This is a genomic window from Okeania sp. SIO2F5 (assembly GCF_010692685.1).
GTDB classification, from domain to species: Bacteria; Cyanobacteriota; Cyanobacteriia; order Cyanobacteriales; family Microcoleaceae; genus Okeania; species Okeania hirsuta.
The window spans coordinates 1-14,007 of sequence record NZ_JAAHGU010000058.1 but is presented as its reverse complement, the minus strand read 5'-3'; the positions used below and the strand labels follow the sequence as shown (position 1 = coordinate 14,007).

Sequence of the window (14,007 nt, the reverse complement as noted above, 5' to 3'; positions counted from 1 at the left end):
CTGTAAGGATTGTAGTTATTGGATAGCAAAAATGCTGGGAATTATTGCTCTGTCTAGGTTAGAGTGATTTTTTCCCTTTATTTAGCGACAACTCTAATGTCTGTTTGAATAACCACAATAAAAAATTTAGGGGCAGGGAGGTTGCATGCAACATCTCTAGGGAGTAGAAAACAATGGAAATTTTGTTTGCGCAGCATTCCGCACCGAAAAAATATTCTCTCTCAAGAGAAGAACATTTTTATTATGGCTATTTATTATGGCTAATTAATGAGACTGGATATTAAACAGAACTAGGACGTTTCATGTTTTAAACTCTTCTGTGGTTTGATCTCAAATCCGGGGGAATTGGACATAAAAAAAATATCCAATCCTCATAACTACGCTCATCAAAGTGATTCTCTCTCCTCCTGTACGTCGCCCTACCGACAGCTACTCTAGCTGAGGACTGAGGACTGAGGACTGACTCCTAAAGACTACCAATCTATAACTGTTTAACCGGATTTGATATAAGATAGTTACTATTTTCTAATGTTCGATCTTAGTTCCCAAAACTTGCAAAAATGCTGCTAACCATTGGGGATGAGCAGGCCAGGCAGGAGCTGTAACTAAGTTACCATCAACTACTACTTGGTCTACAGCCACTTCTACATATTTACCACCTGCCCTCAAAACATCAGGACTACAAGCTGGATAAGCAGTACAACGCTTCCCTTCTAAAACACCAGCAGCAGCTAGCACTTGTAAACCATGACAAATAGAGGCGATCGCTTTGTGATTCTCGGCAAAGTGGTGACATATTTTCAAAACTTTGTCATTGAGACGAATATATTCTGGAGCGCGACCACCAGGAATGACTAGAGCATCATACTCACTAGGGTCTATGTCATCGAAGGTAGCATTTAAAGTAAAGTTGTGACCTGGTTTTTCGCTATAGGTCTGGTCGCCTTCAAAGTCGTGAATAGCAGTTTTGATACTTTGACCGGAAGTTTTGTCAGGGCAAACAGCGTGTACAGTATGACCGACCATTTGTAATGCTTGAAAAGGTACCATTACTTCATAGTCTTCTACATAGTCGCCTACCAGCATCAGAATTTTTTTTGCTGCCATATTTCTAACTCCTCTTGATTATTGATTTTACTAATTACAGCTTTTTCAATTATGAATCTTAATTGTTAAATTGTGAAATAAGGTGTTCAACATTTAAGCCATATATATAATTTTTGTCAAAGGCAACAGGCAACAGAGAATATAAAATCTAAATAATTTTTATACGCATTAAGATTAGAAAAGCTAAGAAGCTTCAAAAAATTACAAGTAAAAGTTTAAACTATAACTGATAATTGATATTATATCATGTCCGCTGGTAAGTAGTCATACAAAATTAATTACACATACTCTCAAGCTAAAAAGCTGATGCTGTAAAAATTACAGAGAATAAGATTAGGTAATTCATGTTTAAACACTTATTGTTTGTGTAAACCTAAGCGTGAATATCTAGAGGAAATGTAAGTTTTTTTTCCAACTTTTAAGCCTTCCTCCCTCTTCCTTATTCCTTGCCTTTACCTGAAAAGACTGATGCTACCAGACTTGATATTACTTCTTAGTTTCAACAATATTCTATAGTTACTTCTTTCTGTTTTTCCCGCAAATATTGAACTAAGTCTTCTATTAAATTACGACGAATCGAAATATTTTTTGGTAATAAAGGATTTTGATAAAATTCATTAATTTTTTGCCCTACTAAAAATAAAATTGAATCTGCTTCTAATATTTCTTCTGCCAACATCACCGCACCATTTTTTCCTGAAGGCAACCTGCCAATATCGCAATTAGACTTTTTCAAAATCTCTGTACATTTGGAAATAGTTAAAATTCCTTCGGTCACTAAATCTATTCCACTTAATTTACCTATGGGTGGCATTTCTTTAGTCATCGTCGTAATATCCATTTCAATAGTTTCTCCCAGAAAATTTGCCACAATATTTCCAGTTGTTCCGCCACAAACAACTCTCCGACCGCGAAAATTTAATAATTTTTCTACATATTCAAAATCTCTATTTTCATCTAGGGGCGGACCTGTAAATATCATTACTGGATTTTTCTTTCGCACATAAATTCCAACGAAAGAGGCATCATCTCCAATTTTGCCTCCATAGAGATTATGAGTTTTTTTAATTACATTTTGAACAATATTTCTAGCAGTATGAGTATGATTGATAAATAAAGCTTCGATATGTTTAGCAATATTATCCCAACCCCAACCAAAATTTAAGCTAACTCCTAAACCTGCGTACAAAACTCCATCACTAATAGCTCCTAAGAAATCGCCTTTTTCTAGCTTACCTTCAGATAAAGTAATTTTTTTATCTAATATTTTTTCTGTTTTGTTTTCTAACTGAAATAATTTACCTTTTTTAAAATATAAAACGGGAGGGTTATCAAAGTTAATTACTAGAAAGTTATTATTTTTGGAGTTAATTTGAATTACGGTAAAGGTAGCATAGGCAATTTTTCTAACTTGACAAATAGGTAAAGTACCGATGACTGTTTCAATTACATCTTCTAAAGAAACGTCATCAGTATTTAGCATATTAATCAAAATTTCTGTGGTTAAAGTGGCTAGAATGTTAGCTTTTACGCCACTGCCTAAACCATCAGACAAAACGATAATAGTTTTATTTTCGGCTTTGCGGAATTTAACTTGGTCGCCACATAATTCTTCGCCTTTTTTATTGAGGCTAAAATTGTAAATATCTAAAAAATTTTCCATTTATATCAATCTTATTTGAGTTGTGGGAATAGGGAATAGGGAGCAGGGAATAGTTCATTAATGGATAATGGATAATTGATAATTACCTCTGGTTAAAACCGTTACGGAATTGAATATCAGGAATATTTTCTTTTTTTTTCCCTTAAAAGAGGAGGCTTTAAACCAGAATTATTTAATTATTAATTATTAATTATTCGGTAACAGGGAAAAGGGAACAGGGAACAGATATGGAAGAAACACCTAAGCATTAACGAAGTCAGAAGTCAGAAGTTATTTTTGTAACGGGTATTTGAGCAACTCTCCAAAAATATTTCGCCTTAAAGGCAGGGTTGCGCGACCCAATTATTTTGATAAAATTATCACAAATGATTTAGGATTGCTATATATATCAATCAGTTACCAGTACCTGTACAATAAGGAGAGTTGAAATACGGAATCTTCTTTTTTTATCTTGTTAAAAGAGGAGGCGTAACTACCCAAATTTTTCGGTCAGCTATCAGCTTATTATCAATTATTTATTACCCATTTTCACAGACATAATTAATATTAAACTGGAGATGTTATAGCAAAGAATGAGTTGGTTAGGACTTATGTGGATAATAACACTGTTGCCTGTTGCCTGTTGCCTGTTGCCTGATTAGAGAGTCTCTTGATTTACCATTTTGATAATTTTTAATAAACTGACTTTTGTTTCAGCAGTTGTTTCTCCTAATAAACCAGCAATTTCTTGCACTACTTTCATCTGATGATCGACTACTTCATTTACTTTACTAACTGTTTCGTTTCTCAGATTAATCATTTCTTGTTTTCGTTGCCATTCATAGGTAATATCAACCATAATACAAGCAATTAAATTTTGGTCGCGAATGGGAAAAATTACTTCTTTGACATATACAATATCTGCTTCAGAATTTGCTTGATTTTCAGGTTTATATTTTTTTTCTTTTCCTCGAATTACTTCATCTTTTTCCCAGACTTTTTGAAAGTCTGCTAAATCTTCTAAAACTATAGATGCTGGTTGACCAATAATCTCTGTTTGGTTGACATTAAACATTTTACAAAATGCTGGATTAACTAGAGTAATATTCATCTGGGTGTCAACAACAATTAAGCCATTGGGGTCATATTCCCAGAGGATTTGCCAGAGATTTTTTTCGTTAGTCAAAATAATTTACTCCTTTGGTTTATTGATAGTGGGTAAGATTTCTGCTTGGAATTTTTGTTCGATATTTTCGGGGTTAATTTTGATGAATACTTGGTTTTTGTATTTCATTACAATTCCATCACTACAAGATTCTAAACAAAATGAACCTTTTAATTCTATTTTGTCTTCTAGGTGATATTCGCTAATCATACTTTGAAGTTTGGGCAATACTTCATAAACTCCTAGTTGATGACAAGCAGAACCCATACAAAGATATAAATTTTCTTTTTTCATAGTTCATTCTTGAGTAGGGTAGTGGGGGAGTAGGGGAGAACTAAACATAATAATAATTAACACCAACTGGTTAATAATTATCAAAAAGGTTATTTTGCCTGTGTTAATTACTTAATAATTGAAGTTTCACCTAAGTATAGCATTCTTTTTTCACCCTTTATATAAAAATAGTTAGTAAGAAAGAGTCAAGAGAATAAAGACAAAAATTTAACAGCGAATAAGGTGAGTATAGCTAAAGTCAGAAGTCAATCTTTCTTCTCAATCAAAAATAAAGAGGAAGATATTTTTTGCCATCGGTATTTGAAAATTTTCACCTCTACTGATACTTCTAGGATGCTAATTTTATATTGATAATTTTCTTCCTTCTTCCTTCTTTTAATTGCCATAAATTGCATCTAAGAATCAGGTGAATATAGGTGAAGTCAAAAGTCAATCTTTGCCATCAAGAAAAAACAAAAAGAAAGATACAACAGATTCCACTAAGGGTGAGATACATCCATCGCGGGCAAGATGCCCACACTACAAATATTTAATTGTTAATCTCTATACTTCTTATTTATGGGAGGAATATGTTGTATTTTTGGCGATAGGAAGTTGGAAATTTTTACCTCTACTGATACTTCTTGGATGCTAATTTTATATTGATAATTTTTTTCCTTCTTGCTTATTCCTTCTTTTAATTGCCATAAGCTACATCTAAGAATCAGGTGAGTATAGGTGAAGTCAAAAGTCAATCTTTGCCATCAAGAAAAAACAAAAAGAAAGATATTTTTTGCCATAGGGAGTTGGAAATTTTCACCCCTACTAATACTTCTTGGAAGTTAATTTGATATTAATAATTTTCTTTCTTCTTCCTTCTTCCTTCTGATTTATTCCTTGTTTTACAGGAAGATATTTTTGGCGATGGGGAGTTGGAAATTTTTACCCCTATTGATACTTCTAGGATGTTAATTTTATATCGATAATTTTCTTCCCTCTTCCTTCTTCCTTCTTCCTTCTTCCTTCTTTTAATTCCGATAAACTTCATCTAAAATATTGCCATTTGCCGCAATTAATTGAATATGTAATGGCATTTTACCTGCTGCATGAGTCGAACAACTGAGACAAGGATCGTAAGCTCGAATACCTGCTTCAACCCTGTTTAACATTCCTTCTGGAATTTGATTATTGTGAATATAATGTTTGGCTATTTGAGTAACAGTTTGATTCATTGCCAGATTATTTTGACCAGTGGCAATAATCATATTTACTTTCTGAATAATTCCATTTTCATCTACTTTGTAATGATGGAATAAAGTACCTCTTGGCGCTTCACTAACTCCCACTCCTTCCAGACAGTTAATACCAGCAGTAGCGCGAGTGCGAGGAGAAACAATATCTGGGTCATCTATCAATTGTTCAATTCTTTCTAAACAAGCAATAATTTCTATCAAACGAGCATAATGATAAAAGAAAGAAGAAGTAGGAACACCACCTACCCGCTCTTGCATTTCTTTTAATTCTCGGTCTGCTTTTTCTGTACCTATCTGAGAACAAACATTTAAACGAGCAAGAGGTCCGACACGATAAATTCCATCAGGATAACCCATTGGTTTGTAATAAGGGAACTTCAAATAAGACCAACTTTCCACCGCTTCCCCTAAAAACTCCTGATAATTATCTTCGCTTAAATTATCAGCAACAATATTACCTTCACTATCAGTAAACCTGAGCTTTCCGCCGTAATGTTCCCAGTCACCATTTGCACCAACTAATCCCATAAATAATGATGGAAACTTACCAAAAACTTCGGCTTCAGTTTTCAGTTGCTCGTCTAATAAACCCTTAAACAAACTAATAGCAATATTAGTAGTTTCAAAAGATTCTGAGAGACGATTTTTTATCCATTTTCGCCCTTCTTCAGATAAGGGAGAACGTACACCACCAGGTACCGCCCAAGCAGCATGAATTTTTTTAGCTCCTAATAATTCTATGACTGTTTGACCGAACTGCCGAAGTCGAATTCCTGCCCTAGCTAAATCTGGATTTTCCTCCATTAAACCAAAGATATTTCGTTTAGCTGGGTCGCTATCCCAACCTAATAGAAAATCAGGACTACTAAGATGGAAAAAACTTAAAGCATGGGATTGAGTTAACTGCCCTAAATTCATCATTCGGCGCAATTTTTCTCCTGCGGGAGGAACTTGCACTGCGAGAATTTTATCCCCTGTTTTAGCAGAAGCTAATAAATGACTTACTGGGCAAATTCCACAAATTCTAGCTGTTATTCCTGCCATTTCTGTAAAGGGTCGCCCTTCACAAAATTTTTCAAAGCCACGATATTCTACGACATGAAATCTACAGTCGGATACTTCTCCCGCATCATCTAATATTACTGATATTTTGGCATGACCTTCGATTCTAGTTACTGGGTCGATGACTATTGTTTTAGACATAGTTTATTTTCTCCTTTACTAAATAAATAATCTCTAGATTTTGAGAAATTTTTCAAAGCTATTTTTCTGAGTAAGTAACTAATGTGATGAAAAGAAAACAGGTAAGTAATTTTAGTAGGTTGGGTTAAGCGAGAGCGCAACCCAACAAAAAAGATGTGTAGGTTGGCGTTAAAAATTGTCATTATTAGAAGGTAAAAGGAAAGTAATTTTAGTAGTTTTGCTTGAGGAAACAAAACCTAACTTACTTAAATTAAACTCTAGTGTAGGATGGCAGAAATAACTAACCAGTTACAAAATTCTAATAGCTTTACCAATCAATACTTTTGAGGGCGAATGGCATTTGCTTCGCATAACTATCGTTAACGCCCCTACGACTTTTAACTTCTGCGTAGCGGCACTAGGTTTTGAGAATATTATAAAATTTATTTCTCAAAACTACCTCTACTTTGTTTATCAGTTTTCTTCTAATTACAAATGCGGGCTTTTTGCCAAGGTTGTCGAGAATTCCAGATACCTAAACCTGCTTGTTTGGCAGAATTTTGAGCATTCAAGTAAGCAGTTTTTAAACTAGGGCAAGTATCATTTAGATGTTTACAGAAAAGGGAAGCTTTTCCTTCACTAACCAGTTGTAAATTAATGGAAGTATTATCTTTAAATATTTCTGCCACCATACGATTGTAGCTAGTATCACCTGTATCTCTAATAGTAACTTTTGTTCCGATAGGTAGCAACTCTGCAATTCGGTTTTTAGCATCATCAAAAAAAGGTTTTTCTCCTCTTTCTGGAGTATTAATACAGGCTAAACGAATTCTACAAAGTTGTGAATTTCCTTTCCAAGGAACTCGACATTGTGACAGACTAATGTCTACAGTATCTCCATCAATAATCTGAGAAATTCTTGCTTGTTGAGTAGCTAAAGACTCGGGAGTATTTAATAAAGATAAAAGTATTAAAATTCCACAGGATATAACAGTTAAAATCAGACTTATTTTGTGTTTTTTCATCAGTTTTTTTTGACTAACTAATACTGTGGGTTCAGTTGAGGAATGTTCGCCGAGCTTATCCGGAAGATAAACCTAACAAAAATATATATCTGTTGGGTTGCGCTACCGCTTAACCCAACCTACCCTAGCTTAATTCTGTCTCCTGACTCCTGTCTCCTGACTCCTTCTTCAATATATATCTGTTGGGTTGCGCTACCGCTTAACCCAACCTACCCTAGCTTAATTCTGTCTCCTGACTCCTGTCTCCTAACTCCTTCTTCAATATATATCTGTTGGGTTGCGCTACCGCTTAACCCAACCTACCCTAGCTTAATTCTGTCTCCTGACTCCTGTCTCCTGACTTCTTCTTCTTTTACCCAAACTTAATCATTTCTCTACCTGCCATTTTTGGCATTTCACCCTTTAATAAAGGTTCTAAAGTCGCCTTAATTCGATCAGCAGAAGGCGGACATCCAGGCATAAAAATATCCACTGGAACAACTTCATGCACTGGTCGAACTTTATCAAGTAATTCTGGTACAATTCCCGGCGAATTTGGTAATTGCTTATTTTCATCTGCTAACTCTAAATAACTTCTTTCTAAAACAGGTTTCGTACCACCCAACATATTTCGCATAGCTGGCACATTAGCAGTAACAGCACAATCACCAAAAGAAATTAACGTTTTAGTCTTTTTCCTCACCTCAAAAATTATTTCTAAATTATCCTGATTAGCAATACCTCCTTCCACCAAACAAACATCAACATTTTCTGGATATTCTTTAATATCACTTCCCACCGGACTATAAACAACCTCAACATGATTCGCAAGTTCAAACAACCATTCATCTAAGTCGAGAAACGACATATGACAACCAGAACATCCAGCTAACCAAACTGTGGCAAATTTTATTTTATTTGACATAATTAATACCTTCAATTAGGGAACAGGGAATAGGGAACAGGGAACAGGGAATATAAAAGCACTCAAATTTTCTGTTTCAAAGGAATAGTATTTGCTTGCGTGCTTGACTTTTTATTAGGTTATCGCTACTTTTACAGCGCTAGGCAATTATCTGTTATCTGTAATTAATTGTGCGTTGCAACGCACCCTACTAAACTGTGGCAGACTTTATTTATTTTTTTCGACATAATTAATACCTTTAATTAGGGAATAAGGAGTAGGGAATAGGGAATAGAGAATAGGGAACAGGGAATTTTATAAATTCAGTCTCTAACTATAATTTCAATAGTTGCTCTAAAACACCTTTTACTATCCACAATAAATAGATTAGCCAAAATAGAAATCAAACAAATTAACTTCAGACTTCAGACTTCAGACTTCAGACTTCATTTACCTTGTCCATTGTTTATTTTCCCTAGCATTAACCAAAAATTCTAACTTAGAGCGATCGCGCTCCATTTCAGCTACCGTTGCCCCCTTACGGAAAATTGCACCAGTGGGACAAGCATCCACACACTTACCGCAAGCAGTACAAGCATCCACCTCTCCCCAAGGTTGATTCAAACCAGAAACAATATAACAAGCAGCACCACGACTTCCCACATCCCAAACGTGCGCTCCTTCTATTTCATCACAAACCCGCACGCAACGAGTACACAAAATACAACGATTATGGTCTATACCAAACTGCTTGTGAGATAGATCCATTCCCCGGTCTGGGAAACGATAGGGAAACCGAGTATGATCCATCCCCACCTCTACTGCCATATTTTGCAATTCGCAATTCCCATTCGCAACACAAACCGCACAAACATGATTGCCCTCAGAAAATAACAATTCCACCAACATCCGTCGATATTCTTGCAACTTCTGAGTTTGAGTCTGAATTTCCATTCCCTCGGCAACCTCAGTCACGCAAGCAGGCAATAATTTTCTCGTCCCAGAAACTTCTACCAGACACAACCGACAAGCACCAATATCCGTAACTCCTTCCAAATGACAGAGAGTAGGAATACGAACCCCTGCTTCCTTAGCTGCTTCAAGAATAGCAGTTCCCTCCTCCACTGCAATTTGATTGCCATCAATAGTTAACGTTTTTACTGACATATTTATTTTCTCCTAAAATTATATCAAATCCGGTAGCATTGGTGTAACTAGATTCATACTGTGGAGACCCACCCCTAACCCCTCCCAGGATGAGAAGATGAGGATATAGGGAGATTAAGAAAGATTTGGCAATGGCGCTCGTGAAGAGAACATTTTTTTAGAACGAACTAAGCTGATTTGATATTACACCTCTTCTAAAAGTAAAATCGCAGAGCTTTTCAACTGTTATAAACCACTTAAATATTTAGGGAGTTAGTATTTGAGTTACTCTTTCATCCAAATTCCCTGTTAGTTGACTTCTCTAGCAAGGCGATCGCCATCTCCTACATTCTCGTGACTCCTAATATCATTTCAAGTTAATAGCACAAAAACTTCCTTTCTCCTGACTCCTGACTCCTAATATCATTTCAAGTTAATAGCGCACCTCCTTCTTCTCTCCTGACTCCTGAGTTCTGACTCCTGACTCCTAAGTTAATACCTTACCATTGCTAGAAAACTCCGACTCCTGCAATAAATCTAGATATTCTTGCTTAAAATAGCGCAACGTACTCAAAACCGGATTAGGTGCAGTCATCCCCAAACCACACAAGCTAGTATCTTTCACCACATAAGACAACTCCTCCAACCTTTCTAGATCTATAGCAGTCGCCTGTTTATTCAAAATCTTAGTCAGCAAAGCATATAACTGCACCGTACCAGTGCGACAAGGAATACATTTTCCACAAGTTTCACCACGACAAAATTCCATGTAAAACTGCGCCACCTCAACCATGCTAGTTTCCTTATCCATAATCACCATACCACCCGAACCCATCATGGAACCAACTTTGCTCAGAGAGTCATAGTCTACAGGAGTGTCAATCATGGAAACAGGAATACAGCCACCCGAAGGTCCCCCTGTTTGTACCGCTTTCACTTCCCCACCAGGAACACCACCTCCCATTTCCTCAACAATTTCCCGCAGAGTAATTCCCATCGGTACTTCAATTAAACCGTTATTTCTAACTTTACCTGTGAGAGCGAATATTTTTGTGCCTTTACTATTTTCAGTACCAATACTAGCGTACCACTCTGCGCCTTTTTTCAGAATAGGGGCAATATTGGCAAAAGTTTCCACGTTATTAATTAGAGTTGGATATCCCCAAAGTCCAGACTGAGCAGGATATGGCGGACGGGGTACAGGGTTGCCACGTTTACCTTCCACTGATTTAATTAGAGCGGTTTCTTCTCCACAAACAAATGCACCAGCACCGATACGGATGTCAATTTTGAAGTCAAAAGGACAGTCGAATATTTGACTACCCAAGAGTCCATATTTTTTGGCTTGTTGAATAGCTTTTTGTAATCGTTGGATGGCGAGAGGATATTCAGCACGAACGTAAATGAAACCGTGATTTGCTCCCACAGCATAACCAGCGATCGCCATTCCTTCTAATACTAAATGGGGGTCGCTTTCTAATACGCTCCGGTCCATAAATGCACCTGGATCTCCTTCGTCACCGTTGCAGATAATATATTTCTGACCTTCTGGCATTTTGGCAACGGTTGCCCATTTTAAGCCAGTGGGATAACCGCCACCACCCCGACCGCGCAAACCACTGCGAGTAATTTCGTCCACGACTTCACTGGGAGTCATTTCATGTAATGCGTGGTAAAGAGATTGATATCCACCGACGGCGACATATTCTTCGATGCGTTCGGGATTAATTTTGCCTGTGTGTTCTCTGACGATGCGGAGTTGATGAGAAAAGAATGGGTGTTGGGAGTCGCCTTTAATGACTTCGGTAGTACCGCCATTGAGTGCGTCGATAATACTGGCAGCGTTTTCGGGTTCTACTTCTTCGTAGAGGGTGTCGTCGGGGTCTATTTGTACCAGGGGACCGCGTCCGCAAAATCCCATACAACCTACTCCTACTACTTCGACACGTTCTTCCAACCCTGCTGTTTTAACTGCATTTTTCATGTTTTTCATCACATCTACAGAATTAGCCGCTTGACAACCTGTAGATGTGCAGCAGTGAACGCGAATGCTTTTTTGTCTATTTTTTTCTGTTTCGGCAATGTCGAGCAAGTCTTGATAGTCCATATTTTGTTCTCCTTTCTTATTTCTAGTTATTAGCACTGAGCGATCGGCAGTTATAGCGCTACGCGCAAGTCAAAAGTTAGACATCAGAAGTCAGAAGTTAAAAGTTAAAAGTTAGAAATCAGAAGTCATCCCTGACTAACAGCGCAAGTCAGAAGTCAGAAGTTAAAAGTTAGAAATCAGAAGTCATCCCTGACTAACTTTGAGCATTTATAAATGTCCGCGCCCTATTTGCGTAGTGCTATAGCTTTTTTTTCTTTTCTTGAGTTTGATTTTGATTTATTAAGTCAGTAAAAAAAAATAGATCATTAAGTAATTAAGTGAGATTGTTTTTCGGTGGTGGTGCATTGTCATGGTCGTGCGTTGCATTATTTTTGTTACGAGGTACGGCAGTGGGAGCATCTTGCTCCCGTGCCAAGCATCCCTTGTTTCTTGTATACCATTACTATGCAGGACTACCAGTTTTTCTTAGTTTCCATCTTACCTAAATATTCTAACTTCACAACTGGATTCTTTTTCTAGCTTTAAATATTTCCACAATCAAAAAATATCAACTTTTAATCAGGTAAAACTTTACCTAAATATCTATGTTTACCCATGGAATTTTGACTGTTGATTTTTGGCTAAATTTACTCCTGCCAACCTTTAATTTTTTCCATAACTAATTCTGGAGTTTGTTTACCTGCGACGCTACCATCAAAAACCACTGCTGGCGCAATCCCGCAAGCACCTAAACAACGAGCTGCCATCAGAGAAATTTGATCGTCTGCTGTTGTTTCTCCTAGTTTTATTTCTAGTTCTTTTTCTAATGTTTTAATTACCTCTCCACCACCTTTTACATAACAAGCAGTACCCATACATACCACACAAGTATGAGCACCATTAGGCTTAAGTGAAAAAATATGATAAAAAGTTGCTACTCCATAAACTCTACTCAATGGTAACTTTAAACCTCGTGCTATATACATCAAAACATCAGATTCTAAATAACCAAATACTGATTGTGCTTTATGCAATACTTCAATTAAAGAATCTTGACGATATTGATTCCGCTTCATTGTAATATCTAACTGTTTAAAGCGTTTATCGCCACTAGGATTACCCTTTTTTTGTTGTTGAGAATCTTTGCTTTTAGTATCTTTCGTGGCAGTTTCCATTTCTATAATACTCCTCAACTTACTGCTCTTGGTATTTGCTTTTGATAGTAGTCGATATTTACTTAATATTTACTGCCTGCTTATTCAAGTTTTAATTTATTTATATTGTTACATATTACTATTTTTTTGAACCACTTGATTCACATTTTATTACATTTTTTTCATCTTGTTTAATAAACAACTTGTTTGTTGTTTAATTTTGCTTTAAGACTGAGCTTAAATCTTTAATAATTATTCAACAAAATCACTAAAATCAACTAAATTTTTAAATCATATAGAAAGGAACGATTTGGTGAGCAAATAGACTGATGATGAACGTTAGATAGGGAAATACTTTTCCCATTATTGCCTGTTATATGAAATCTGGTTGAACAACCTCACTTCAATTCAGTAGTCTGTTCTCTGTAGAGGATGCTAAACCCTTCAACGTTTTTAGTATTGCTATAAATTTCACTATTCCCTATCTGTCTAAATTGGAGCTATGTGCAATTAAACGGATTTGATATTCCCTATTCCCTGCCATAATACCAAATCTCAAAATTTTGCTACATTTAGCTAGGGAGAAAAGCAGTCAGTAGAGAGCAGGGAGAGATTTGCCATTGAAGTCAGAAGATGGTTTTTTCAACTCTGATTGAATACTTATAAATTAAATAGACATAAAAGTGGAAATTACACATTATATCAAATCCGGTTAAACAGCCATAGAATGGTTAAGTTAGGAGTCCTCAGGAGTCAGGAGACAGGAGTCAGGAGGAGAAAGAATTACAAAGATGAGGGTAGTTATGACGATTGAAGATTTTTTTTATGTCCAATTAAACGGATTTGATATTACATACATAAAGCATTTTTTGCACTTTTTTTCGGCTTTGTTGCACAAAAGATGATGTTTAGGGTAAAAATAAAGAAGTCAAGATGGTACACGAAACTACACTCAGCAGATATGAGTAAGAGTAAGTCTAAATCCAACTCCAAGTCCTTGTATCGACTCAAAAACTGGTCTGAGTATGATGCCTCCTTAAAGCAGCGAGGGAGTCTCACTTTTTGGCTGACTCCAGAGGCCATGGAGCAGT

General features: G+C 36.3%; 13 protein-coding genes. 1 reads left to right on the top strand and 12 read right to left on the bottom strand.

Translation table 11 applies throughout. From position 1 onward, the window contains the following. Positions 1-525 precede the first annotated feature (525 nt). The 11 genes from F6K27_RS18300 to F6K27_RS18250 all read right to left on the bottom strand — a co-directional run bounded on the left by F6K27_RS18300 (position 526) and on the right by F6K27_RS18250 (position 11,783). On the bottom strand, positions 526-1,107 hold the full coding sequence (locus F6K27_RS18300) for a DJ-1/PfpI family protein (protein WP_287277773.1): 582 nt from the start codon (positions 1,105-1,107) through the stop codon (positions 526-528). Positions 1,108-1,606: 499 nt separating this feature from the next. Continuing rightward, on the bottom strand, positions 1,607-2,770 hold the full coding sequence (locus tag F6K27_RS18295; RefSeq protein ID WP_287277771.1) for a SpoIIE family protein phosphatase: 1,164 nt from the start codon (positions 2,768-2,770) through the stop codon (positions 1,607-1,609). A 637-nt stretch (positions 2,771-3,407) separates the two neighbouring features. Further along, positions 3,408-3,935: a PAS domain S-box protein gene (locus tag F6K27_RS18290; protein ID WP_338043207.1), complete on the bottom strand. Its 528-nt coding sequence runs from the start codon at positions 3,933-3,935 to the stop codon at positions 3,408-3,410. A gap of 6 nt (positions 3,936-3,941) precedes the next feature. Further along, positions 3,942-4,208: a (2Fe-2S) ferredoxin domain-containing protein gene (locus F6K27_RS18285; protein ID WP_124145692.1), complete on the bottom strand. Its 267-nt coding sequence runs from the start codon at positions 4,206-4,208 to the stop codon at positions 3,942-3,944. A 245-nt stretch (positions 4,209-4,453) separates the two neighbouring features. Beyond that, the gene (locus F6K27_RS18280) at positions 4,454-4,594 is read right to left on the bottom strand and encodes a hypothetical protein (RefSeq protein ID WP_287277770.1); all 141 of its coding nucleotides are present in this window, start codon (positions 4,592-4,594) and stop codon (positions 4,454-4,456) included. Between the two features lie 446 nt (positions 4,595-5,040). Then, positions 5,041-5,235 (bottom strand): hypothetical protein, encoded by a 195-nt coding sequence (locus tag F6K27_RS18275; protein ID WP_124145693.1) that lies wholly within the window; start codon positions 5,233-5,235, stop codon positions 5,041-5,043. After that, on the bottom strand, positions 5,216-6,643 hold the full coding sequence (locus F6K27_RS18270) for a Ni/Fe hydrogenase subunit alpha (RefSeq protein WP_287277768.1): 1,428 nt from the start codon (positions 6,641-6,643) through the stop codon (positions 5,216-5,218). The genes F6K27_RS18275 and F6K27_RS18270 overlap by 20 nt, the downstream gene beginning before the upstream one ends. A 464-nt stretch (positions 6,644-7,107) precedes the next feature. Further along, positions 7,108-7,647, bottom strand: a complete 540-nt coding sequence (locus F6K27_RS18265) for a thermonuclease family protein (RefSeq protein WP_287277767.1) — start codon at positions 7,645-7,647, stop codon at positions 7,108-7,110. 352 nt (positions 7,648-7,999) lie between these two features. Then, complete coding sequence (locus tag F6K27_RS18260; RefSeq protein WP_287277765.1) at positions 8,000-8,551, bottom strand: oxidoreductase; 552 nt, start codon at positions 8,549-8,551, stop codon at positions 8,000-8,002. 429 nt (positions 8,552-8,980) lie between these two features. After that, on the bottom strand, positions 8,981-9,697 hold the full coding sequence (gene hoxU, locus F6K27_RS18255; protein WP_287277763.1) for a bidirectional hydrogenase complex protein HoxU: 717 nt from the start codon (positions 9,695-9,697) through the stop codon (positions 8,981-8,983). 466 nt (positions 9,698-10,163) lie between these two features. Next, positions 10,164-11,783 (bottom strand): NuoF family protein, encoded by a 1,620-nt coding sequence (locus F6K27_RS18250; protein WP_287277762.1) that lies wholly within the window; start codon positions 11,781-11,783, stop codon positions 10,164-10,166. A 317-nt stretch (positions 11,784-12,100) separates the two neighbouring features. Here F6K27_RS18250 and F6K27_RS18245 point away from each other — a divergent pair, with 317 nt between their 5' ends. Beyond that, the gene (locus F6K27_RS18245; RefSeq protein WP_287277760.1) at positions 12,101-12,268 is read left to right on the top strand and encodes a hypothetical protein; all 168 of its coding nucleotides are present in this window, start codon (positions 12,101-12,103) and stop codon (positions 12,266-12,268) included. 141 nt (positions 12,269-12,409) lie between these two features. Here F6K27_RS18245 and hoxE read toward each other — a convergent pair whose 3' ends face one another. After that, positions 12,410-12,937 (bottom strand): bidirectional hydrogenase complex protein HoxE, encoded by a 528-nt coding sequence (gene hoxE / locus F6K27_RS18240; protein ID WP_287277758.1) that lies wholly within the window; start codon positions 12,935-12,937, stop codon positions 12,410-12,412. Positions 12,938-14,007: the final 1,070 nt, after the last annotated feature.

Bases quoted from the DNA above. Each gene is read 5' to 3' on its own strand.
- F6K27_RS18300 (WP_287277773.1), bottom strand. From the start codon at position 1,107: ATGGCAGCAAAAAAAATTCTGATGCTGGTAGGCGACTATGTAGAAGAC.
- F6K27_RS18295 (WP_287277771.1), bottom strand. From the start codon at position 2,770: ATGGAAAATTTTTTAGATATTTACAATTTTAGCCTCAATAAAAAAGGC.
- F6K27_RS18285 (WP_124145692.1), bottom strand. From the start codon at position 4,208: ATGAAAAAAGAAAATTTATATCTTTGTATGGGTTCTGCTTGTCATCAA.
- F6K27_RS18280 (WP_287277770.1), bottom strand. From the start codon at position 4,594: ATGGCAATTAAAAGAAGGAAGAAGGAAGAAAATTATCAATATAAAATT.
- F6K27_RS18275 (WP_124145693.1), bottom strand. From the start codon at position 5,235: ATGAAGTTTATCGGAATTAAAAGAAGGAAGAAGGAAGAAGGAAGAAGG.
- F6K27_RS18270 (WP_287277768.1), bottom strand. From the start codon at position 6,643: ATGTCTAAAACAATAGTCATCGACCCAGTAACTAGAATCGAAGGTCAT.
- F6K27_RS18265 (WP_287277767.1), bottom strand. From the start codon at position 7,647: ATGAAAAAACACAAAATAAGTCTGATTTTAACTGTTATATCCTGTGGA.
- F6K27_RS18260 (WP_287277765.1), bottom strand. From the start codon at position 8,551: ATGTCAAATAAAATAAAATTTGCCACAGTTTGGTTAGCTGGATGTTCT.
- hoxU (WP_287277763.1), bottom strand. From the start codon at position 9,697: ATGTCAGTAAAAACGTTAACTATTGATGGCAATCAAATTGCAGTGGAG.
- F6K27_RS18250 (WP_287277762.1), bottom strand. From the start codon at position 11,783: ATGGACTATCAAGACTTGCTCGACATTGCCGAAACAGAAAAAAATAGA.
- hoxE (WP_287277758.1), bottom strand. From the start codon at position 12,937: ATGGAAACTGCCACGAAAGATACTAAAAGCAAAGATTCTCAACAACAA.